We start from the raw sequence: 8,173 nt of genomic DNA on the forward strand, positions 1-8,173 counted from the left end.
GATTCATGGAAAAAACCCCACTCGTCGGATAGAGTTCGCGCTCGGACTGAATCCGGGGCCGAGCAGCCCCGCCGTCCGTCCTGAGGCGGGCGTGGTCGCACCGAAAGTGGAGGGAACAGCGATGCGGTTGAATCTGCGGAAGGCCGCCCTTGCCGCCGTGGCGGGGCTCGTCGCGTGTGCGCCGGCGCTCGCGGCGGACACGGGTCCGGAAACCGATCTGAGCCTGCTGCTCGGCGCGGGGGTCGGCGACAACAAGCTCGTCGGAGACGACAACGACTCCGACTTGCGCCCGCTGCTCGGGCTTCGATTGGGTCACGGCATCAGTGACTCGCTCGGAGCCTTCGCCGATCTCACGGCGCTCAAGTACAACGGCGACGATGCGCTCTTCGGCGACGTCACCGAGGTCGCCGGTCGTGCCGGCATCCAGTGGTTCATGTTCGGCCAGAAGTGGCGGACGTTCCTCTCGCCCGGCCTCGGTTTCGCGGTGTTCAACCCCTCCGGCTCGGGGAACGCATTGCGCCCGTTCGCGTCCCTGGGCTTCGGCCAGCGCCGCGCTTACGGCGACAACGGCGTGTTCTCCTGGGAGCTGCGTGCCGACCAGACCTTCTGGGACTCGGGACTCAACGAGGAGAACTTCCTCAACTACAAGGCCCTCGTCGGCCTCGGCTGGGGCGTGGGTGGTCCGCCGAAGGACACCGACGGCGACGGCGTTCCCGACAAGAAGGACAAGTGCCCCGACACGCCGCGCGGCGCGATCGTGGACGAAAAGGGCTGCCCGAAGGATTCGGACGGGGACGGCGTCCTCGACGGACTCGACCAGTGCCCGGGCACCCCGGCCGGCGTTCCGGTCGACGAGAAGGGCTGCACCAAGGACACCGACGGCGACGGCGTGCACGACGGCATCGACAAGTGCCCGAACACGCCCAAGGGCGCCAAGGTCGACGCCAACGGCTGCCCGATGGACACCGACGGCGACGGCGTCTACGACGGCATCGACCAGTGCCCCGGCACCACCAAGGGCTGCAAGGTCGACGCGAAGGGCTGCCCGATCGACAGCGATCGCGACGGCGTGTGCGACGGTCTCGACCAGTGTCCCGGCACCGAGGCCGGCCTGAAGGTCGACGAGAAGGGTTGCCCGCCGCCTCCGGCGCCGAAGGTTGCGCCGATCTTCACCCCCGAGCAGCGCGAGTTCATTCTCGAGGGGATCACCTTCGCGAACGACAGCGCCACGATCACCACCGAGTCGACCTTCGTCCTCGACAAGGTCGTCCTCGCGCTGCAGGCCTATCCCGAGGCGACGTTCGAGATCCGTGGCCACACGGACTCGAAGGGCTCGGACGCCTACAACCTCAAGCTCTCCGATCGTCGCGCGAAGGCCGTGCAGGACTACTTCCTGTCGAAGGGGATCGCGGCTTCCCGGATGACGGCGAAGGGCTACGGCGAGAAGGAACCGATCGCCGACAACAAGACCGAAGAGGGCCGGGCGAAGAACCGCCGCGTCGCCCTGCGTCGCACGGACCAGTAGGTCCGCTCACTCATCGACCGGAGGAAGCGGGGGCCGCGGGGCCCCCGCTTTTTTTGGGGACAGCAACCTATTTCGCAACTGGGGACAGTCACCCGATCCCCCCAGCGCCGTAAAGGCGAGGTTTTCGGGGATGGGTGAATCGGGTGGCTGTCCCCAGTTGCGAAATAGGTTGCTGTCCCCATTAAACGACGCCGGCGGCCAGAAGCACGGCGATCAGCACGAGCATCGCGGCGACGGTGCGCTTCACGGCGCGCAGGGTCACCTTGTGCATCAGCCGCGTGCCGGCGAAGGCGCCGGCGAAGGCGGCGGCGGTCGCCGCCGCGACGAGCCCGAGGTTCTCGCGCACCCCCGACGCGCTGAAATGCCCGGCGTAGACCGACAGGCGCGTGAGATCGACGAGGCAGGCGACCGAGATCCCCGTCGCGAGGAACGCCTCCTTCGAGAGGCCGGCCCGGACGAGGAACGCCGCGCGCAGCGCCCCCTGGTGCCCCGACAACCCGCCGAAGAACCCGCTCAGCAACCCTCCGACAGGAAGCCAGCGCGTCGGGAACTCCAGGCGGTCGGCCGCCGGCGAGATCTCGAGGAGTGCGAAGGCGACCATCAGCGCCGCCATCGCGAGGTTGATCGGCTCGATCGCGAAGCTGCGCGGGCCCCAGGACCACGTCGCGACGGGAGCGAGCGACGAGAGCCCGACGAGCGCCGCCGCCCCCGCGAAGGACGCGACGATGGCGGGGATCCCGAAGCGCAGCACGACCCCGCGATCGGCGCGGCGGCCGAGGAGCGCCAGCTTGAACAGGTTGTTGAGGAGGTGGACGACCGCCGTCATGGCGACCGCCAGGTCGGCCGGGAAGAACAACGCGAACGCCGGCAGCAGGATCGTCCCCAGCCCGAATCCGGAGAACAACGTGAGCGCCGAGGCGCCGAGGGCCACGAGCGGAACGAGCAGGAGCTCCATGGCGCGGTAGACTGCGCGATCCGGGAGGGAATCGCCATGGCCCTGACGTGGATCCACGAGGACAACCCGAGCTGGGACGCCGGCAAGGACCGCATCCTCGGCGGCGCCCCCGCGGGGGTGTTCGACCTTTCGCATCTGCGCCAGGGGAGCCTCGCCCCGGGCGAGTGGTTCCGCGTCGAGGACGGCGGCGCGATCGTCGGATACGGCTGGATGGACTGCACCTGGGGGGATGCGGAGGTCCTCCTGGCGGTCGACCCGTCCGCGCGGTCGAGGGGGGTCGGGGCGTTCATCCTCGACGGCCTCGAGAAGGAAGCCGCCTCGCGCGGCCTGAACTACCTCTACAACGCCGTGCGCCCCACGCACCCGGACGGGGAGCACGTGACGCGCTGGCTCGTCTCGCACGGATTCGCGCCGTCGGGGGACGGCCTGCTCAAACGCCGCGTGCACCGCTGAGGCTCCGTCCACGCGCTGGCGCGAAACCGCCCGCATCGACGTAATCGAGAGCATGGGCGATCGCGCGTTCCGAACGAAGCTCCTACTCGCCTTCGCGGCGGTTTACCTCATCTGGGGATCGACCTACCTCGCCATCCGCTACGCGGTCGAGACGCTTCCGCCGTTCGGCATGGCGTCGGCGCGGTTTCTCCTCGCGGGGTCGATCCTCTTCGCCGCGGCTCGCCTTCGGGGCGCCGGCTCCCCGACGCCGCGCATGTGGCGCGACGCGACGATCGTCGGGTCGCTGCTGCTTCTCGGTGGGAACGGCCTCGTCACCTGGGCCGAGCAGAGGGTTCCCTCGGGGATCGCGGCGCTGATCGTCGCCTGCGTGCCCCTCTTCATGGTCGCCCTCCAGCGCCGCGTCCCCGGAGTCCGCGAGGGGGCGGGCCTGGCCGGAGGACTGATCGGGATCGTGCTGCTGGTCGGTCGACCCGGGAGCGACGGCGCCGTCGATCTCCTCGGCGCGGGAGCGCTCGTCCTCGCGTCGCTGTCGTGGGCGGTCGGGTCTCTGTTCTCGCGCCGGGCGGTCCTCCCCGAGTCGGGGCTCCTCGCGACGGGGATGGAGATGCTCGGCGGCGGCGCCGCGCTCGCGATCGTGTCGCTGCTGCGCGGCGAGCCGGCGTCGTTCGACGCGGCGCGCGTGACCGCCTCGTCCTGTCTGGCGCTCGCCTACCTCGTGACCTTCGGGGCGATCGTCGGGTACAGCGCGTACATGTGGCTTCTCTCCGCGACGACCCCCGCGCGGGCCGCGACGTACGCCTACGTCAACCCCGTCGTCGCCGTGTTCCTCGGCTGGGCGATCGCCGGGGAGCCCCTGACCGGACGCACCGTCGCGGCGGCGGCCGTGATCGTCGTTTCGGTGGCCCTGATCGTGAGCGCCCCTTCGCGCGGCCGCTAGAATGCCGCGATCGGAGGTCGCTCACGCATGCGTCGACTCGCCGCGCTCGTCCTCGTCCTCGGCACGTCCGCTCCCGCGCTCGCGCAGGCGGATGCCTCCAAACGCAGGCTGCTGGCGGGAGCGGGGGCCGTCGCGACCACCGGCGCGGCGGCCGATTCCGCGCCGAAGGAGGAGGCGGCGCCGGGGTTTCTCCCGCTTCCAAGCAAGCTGATCGCGGAGGCCGGCGGCACGAGCGGCGCGGAGGTCGCGGGCCCCGATACGCCGCGCGGCGCGGTCGTCGCGTACCTGCGCGCGTCGCGGGCCCGGAGCTGGGCGGAGGCCGCGCACTACCTCGACCTCGCGGACGTTCCCGAGGCGGAGCGGGCCGCCGCGGGTCCCATGCTCGCGCGCCGGCTGAAGATCGTCCTCGACCAGAAGTTGTGGATCGACACGAGCTCCCTGTCGCCGCTGCCCGGCGGCGAGCCCGAGGACGGACTTCCGGACGAAGTCGACCGGGTGGGCGCCATCGAGGCGGATGGGACCTCCTACGAGATCAACCTCTGGAAGCGCGAGCCGGAGCCGGGGAAGTTCGTCTGGCAGTTCACGCCCGGAACCCTCAGGCGCCTCGAGCCCCTGTACGAGGCTTACGGCTGGGGGGCGCTGGGCGACCGGATCCCGGACTGGCTGACGGGGACCCGGGTCGGCAACGTCGCGGCGTGGCAGTGGATCGGCCTCGTCCTCCTCGCCGCGATCGCCTACGGCCTCTCGTTCTCGGTCAACTGGACCTTCTACCGCGTCCTTCGATTCATCACGCGGCGCACCCATACGACCCTCGACGACGTCGTCATCGACGCGGCCTACCGACCCGTGCGCGGAATGATGGCGCTGCTGCTGTTCATCGTGGGGTCGGTGGTGCTGCACCTGTCGATCCCGGCGCGGCAGGGGGTGATGCGCCTCGCGGGGCTGATCTGGATCGCGCTCGTGGCGTGGGCGCTCGTCCGCCTGGTCGACGGATTGCTCCACACGATCACCCGACGGATGGTCGAGCAGGGGAGATCGGAGTCCCTCGCGACCCTGGCGGTCATGCGCCGCACCCTCAAGGCGCTCGTGATCTTCCTCGCCGTCCTGGCCGCGCTGCAGAACTGGGGCGTGAACGTCAGCTCGCTGCTGGCCGGGCTCGGGATCGTCGGCATCGCGGTGTCGCTCGCCGCCCAGAAGACGATCGAGAACGTCTTCGGCGGGATCGTGCTCTCGGCCGACCAGCCGGTCCGGGTCGGCGACTTCTGCCGCTTCGGCGACAAGGAGGGGACGATCGAGGACATCGGCCTGCGCTCCACGCGGGTGCGCACCCTCGACCGCACGGTGATCTCGGTTCCGAACGCGGAGTTCTCGACCGTCCAGATCGAGAACTTCAACGTGCGCGACAAGATCCGCCTGCGCACGGTGCTGAACCTGCGTTACGAGACGACGCCGGACCAGCTGCGTTTCCTGCTCACGAATCTGCGCGAGTTGCTTCTCGCGCACCCGAAGGTCGACCCGGAGGGGCTGCGCGTGCGTTTCATCGCCTTCGGCGCCGCCTCGCTGGACGTCGAGGTCCTCGCGTACGTCCAGTCGCGCGACTTCAACGAGTTCGCGGCGATCCGCGAGGACATCCTCCTGCGGGTGATGGACCTCGTCGGCGCCGCCGGGACCGGCTTCGCCTTCCCGTCGCAGACCCTGTACCTGCGGCGCGACGCCGGCAACGACGAGGAGGCGAGGACGCGGGCGGAATCGCAGGTCCGCGACTGGCGCTCCCGCGGGACGCTCCCCTTCCCGGAGATCCCGCCCGAGCGCGCGACCGAGCTTCGCGGCACCCTCGACTACCCGCCCAGGGGGTCCGGCGAAGCCCCGCCCCCGAAACCCGTCGAGGAAGGGTAGATCCCTACGGGCAGGCCGCCTCCCGCGGGGCGCCCCCCGAGGTCGCGCCGAGCGAGCCCGCGCCGCCGCAGCCCGCGTCGCGCCCGCGGACGAGGTAGCCGAATCCGGCCCCGTCGAGCGGAATGGCGGCGTCGTCCCACGGCGCGCCCGCGAGCCCCGAGGCCACGCACCCGCCGTACCCGGAGGGGATCGAGGCGAGATCGCCGCGCACCACCTCGTAGCTGTCCGAGCGCGCCGCCCCGGGCCACGACAACCGGGTCATGCCGGCATTGGGCTCGAGCGTGAGCGCCGCGACCTCCTCCGGCGTCCCCTGCGTCGCGTCGAAGGCGGCGCAGTCGGAGGCGTCGTCGAGCAGGTCGTCGTCGTCGTCGCCGTCGCAGGCGTCCCCCGCGCCGTCGACGTCGAAATCGAGCTGCCCCGCGTTCGCGATCGCCACGCAGTTGTCGTTGCGGTCGGGCACCCCGTCCACGTCGGCGTCGGCGAGAGGGATCTGCGTCTCGCCGTTCTTCAGGATCCAGTCGTCCTGGTCGAAGATCACGTTCGTCACGGGAACGCCGGTCGTGAGCACGAAATCCTGGTCGGCGGCGTCGTTCCACACCGTGCGGACGTCGTTCCCCGCGCCGGTGACGAGCGTGAGCCGCACGGGCATCGTGAAGGTCCCGGCGTTGGTCTGGATCTGCCGGATCCGCACGTAGGTCCGGAAGACCCCGCCTCCCGCGTCGGCGTTCTTGAAGCCGAATTCATAGACGGGCGAGTTTCCGTTGTAGACCCACTCCTGGAAGAAGAAGTCGAGGCCCGCCCCGTGCCGCGCCTCCATCGTCGCCTGGAACTGCGCGGTCGTCCCCGTGCCGTCCCGCCGCTGCTGATACCAGTCGCGCAGCCCGAGGAAGAACGGACCGTCCCCCATGACCCCGCGCAGCATGTGAAGGACCCAGCCCCCCTTGTCGTAGACCGTCGAGCCGAACAGGTCGACCGGGTCGTAGACGGTCCCCGCGAAGTTCGACGAGTAGAGGGAATTCATGTAGCTGCGGTACTGCGACGCCCCGCCGAGGTGCTCGGCCCACAGCGCCTCGGAGAAGGTCGCGAACCCTTCGTTGAGCCAGACCTCCGGCCACGTGTGCGGGCTGATGGAGTCTCCCCACCATTGGTGCGCGAGCTCGTGCGCGATGATGTAGTCGTAATTGTGCCCGCCGTTGATGAGCGAGTACCCGTAGGAGGTGTTGGTGGTGTGCTCCATCCCCCCCGAGAAGGGGAAGGCGCTCATCCCGTACTTGTCCTCGAGGAACGGGTACTCGCCGAACTTCTGCGCGTAATACTCGATCATCGGGACGGTGGGCGTGAACGAAACCTGCGCGTCGGCGAGGTCCTCCGGATACACGTAGTACTCGACCGGCATCGTGGTGACGCCGTCGAGCGCCGTGTAGGTGTGCGAGAAGCTCGCGTAGTCGGTTCCGGCGATCGACACGAGGTAGGTCGTCAGCGGCCGCGTGGGCTTCCATTGGTACTGCGTCCGCCGGCCCCTCTTGACCGTCCCGATGAGCTTCCCGTTCCCGGTCGCGGTCCAGCCCTCTCCGACCGTCCACCACTCCTCGACCGTCGCCTTGTCGTCCGGCCGGTCCTTGCACGGCCACCACGTCCGCGCGCCCTCCGGCTCCGAGAGCGACCAGACCGCGGCTCCTCCGCCGAAGCCCCCGCGGTTCCAGCCGAACGATCCGAAACCCACCGACTGCGGGGTCCCCGAGTAGGCGATCGTGAGATCGGCCTGCTCGTCCAGGGCGAGCGGCGTGTTGAGCGTGATCGTGAGGAGGTTGTTCTGGTGGGTGTGCGCGAGGTTGGTCCCGCCCCGCTTCACGCTCGACACCGACATGTTGTCGTAGAGGTCGAAGGGGACCGTCGTGAGCGACGGGACGAGGCTCTTCACCGTCGCGGTGACCGTTCCGCTCACGTTGCGGCTCGACAGGGTGAACTCGAGGTCGAGAAAGTAGTGGAGGACGTCGAAGTCCTCCTGGGCCTCCCACGCCTCCGCGGCGGCCCGGGTCTTCGGGCCGAGCGGCGGGATATAGGACTTGTGGTTCTTGCGGAACTCCGCCCGTTCCTCCGGGGAGGGGATGATCAGCGGTTCGGCGGCGGAAACGAAGAGAGATGAGAAGCAGGCGAGCAGGAGCAGGGCACACGAACGGCGCATGAAGTCCCCCCGAAGTGGAAAACCGGCGGATATATACGCCAAACGGTCCGAACAAAAATCGTGTCCCGCTATATTGACAGTCATCGATATAAGTCGTATCCTCCCCGGCGTCATGGTCAAACGCGCCCTCAAGGTCCTGAACCCCCTCGCCGGCTGCTGCCCCCCCGGCGTTCCCCCCGGGGAAGTCCCCGCGGTCGCCGACTGGGTGCCGGTCCTCAAGGC

At 69.7% G+C, this 8,173-nt stretch carries 6 protein-coding genes; 4 read left to right on the forward strand and 2 right to left on the reverse strand.

The features are described from left to right. Window positions 1-433: 433 nt before the first annotated feature. On the forward strand, window positions 434-1,525 hold the full coding sequence (locus tag VF139_05105; protein HEX6850766.1) for an OmpA family protein: 1,092 nt from the start codon (window positions 434-436) through the stop codon (window positions 1,523-1,525). A gap of 181 nt (window positions 1,526-1,706) precedes the next feature. Here VF139_05105 and VF139_05110 read toward each other — a convergent pair whose 3' ends face one another. Then, window positions 1,707-2,480, reverse strand: a complete 774-nt coding sequence (locus VF139_05110) for a TSUP family transporter (GenBank protein HEX6850767.1) — start codon at window positions 2,478-2,480, stop codon at window positions 1,707-1,709. A 36-nt stretch (window positions 2,481-2,516) separates the two neighbouring features. On the opposite strand from VF139_05110, the gene VF139_05115 reads away from it, so the two are divergent. The 3 genes from VF139_05115 to VF139_05125 are packed head-to-tail and all read left to right on the forward strand — an operon-like array spanning window position 2,517 to window position 5,766. Next, on the forward strand, window positions 2,517-2,933 hold the full coding sequence (locus tag VF139_05115) for a GNAT family N-acetyltransferase (protein HEX6850768.1): 417 nt from the start codon (window positions 2,517-2,519) through the stop codon (window positions 2,931-2,933). A gap of 52 nt (window positions 2,934-2,985) precedes the next feature. Then, window positions 2,986-3,870, forward strand: a complete 885-nt coding sequence (yedA, locus tag VF139_05120; GenBank protein ID HEX6850769.1) for a drug/metabolite exporter YedA — start codon at window positions 2,986-2,988, stop codon at window positions 3,868-3,870. A 27-nt stretch (window positions 3,871-3,897) separates the two neighbouring features. Continuing rightward, a complete protein-coding gene (locus VF139_05125) occupies window positions 3,898-5,766 on the forward strand; it encodes a mechanosensitive ion channel family protein (protein ID HEX6850770.1) in 1,869 nt (622 codons plus the stop codon). 4 nt (window positions 5,767-5,770) lie between these two features. Here VF139_05125 and VF139_05130 read toward each other — a convergent pair whose 3' ends face one another. Continuing rightward, window positions 5,771-7,951 (reverse strand): M1 family aminopeptidase, encoded by a 2,181-nt coding sequence (locus tag VF139_05130; protein ID HEX6850771.1) that lies wholly within the window; start codon window positions 7,949-7,951, stop codon window positions 5,771-5,773. Window positions 7,952-8,173 lie beyond the last annotated feature (222 nt).

The sequence above is a fragment of the Candidatus Polarisedimenticolaceae bacterium genome (genome assembly GCA_036376135.1).
Lineage (GTDB): Bacteria > Acidobacteriota > Polarisedimenticolia > Polarisedimenticolales > DASRJG01 > DASVAW01.

Bases quoted from the DNA above. Each gene is read 5' to 3' on its own strand.
- VF139_05125 (HEX6850770.1), top strand. From the start codon at position 3,898: ATGCGTCGACTCGCCGCGCTCGTCCTCGTCCTCGGCACGTCCGCTCCC.
- VF139_05110 (HEX6850767.1), bottom strand. From the start codon at position 2,480: ATGGAGCTCCTGCTCGTTCCGCTCGTGGCCCTCGGCGCCTCGGCGCTC.
- VF139_05105 (HEX6850766.1), top strand. From the start codon at position 434: ATGTTCGGCCAGAAGTGGCGGACGTTCCTCTCGCCCGGCCTCGGTTTC.
- VF139_05130 (HEX6850771.1), bottom strand. From the start codon at position 7,951: ATGCGCCGTTCGTGTGCCCTGCTCCTGCTCGCCTGCTTCTCATCTCTC.
- yedA (HEX6850769.1), top strand. From the start codon at position 2,986: ATGGGCGATCGCGCGTTCCGAACGAAGCTCCTACTCGCCTTCGCGGCG.
- VF139_05115 (HEX6850768.1), top strand. From the start codon at position 2,517: ATGGCCCTGACGTGGATCCACGAGGACAACCCGAGCTGGGACGCCGGC.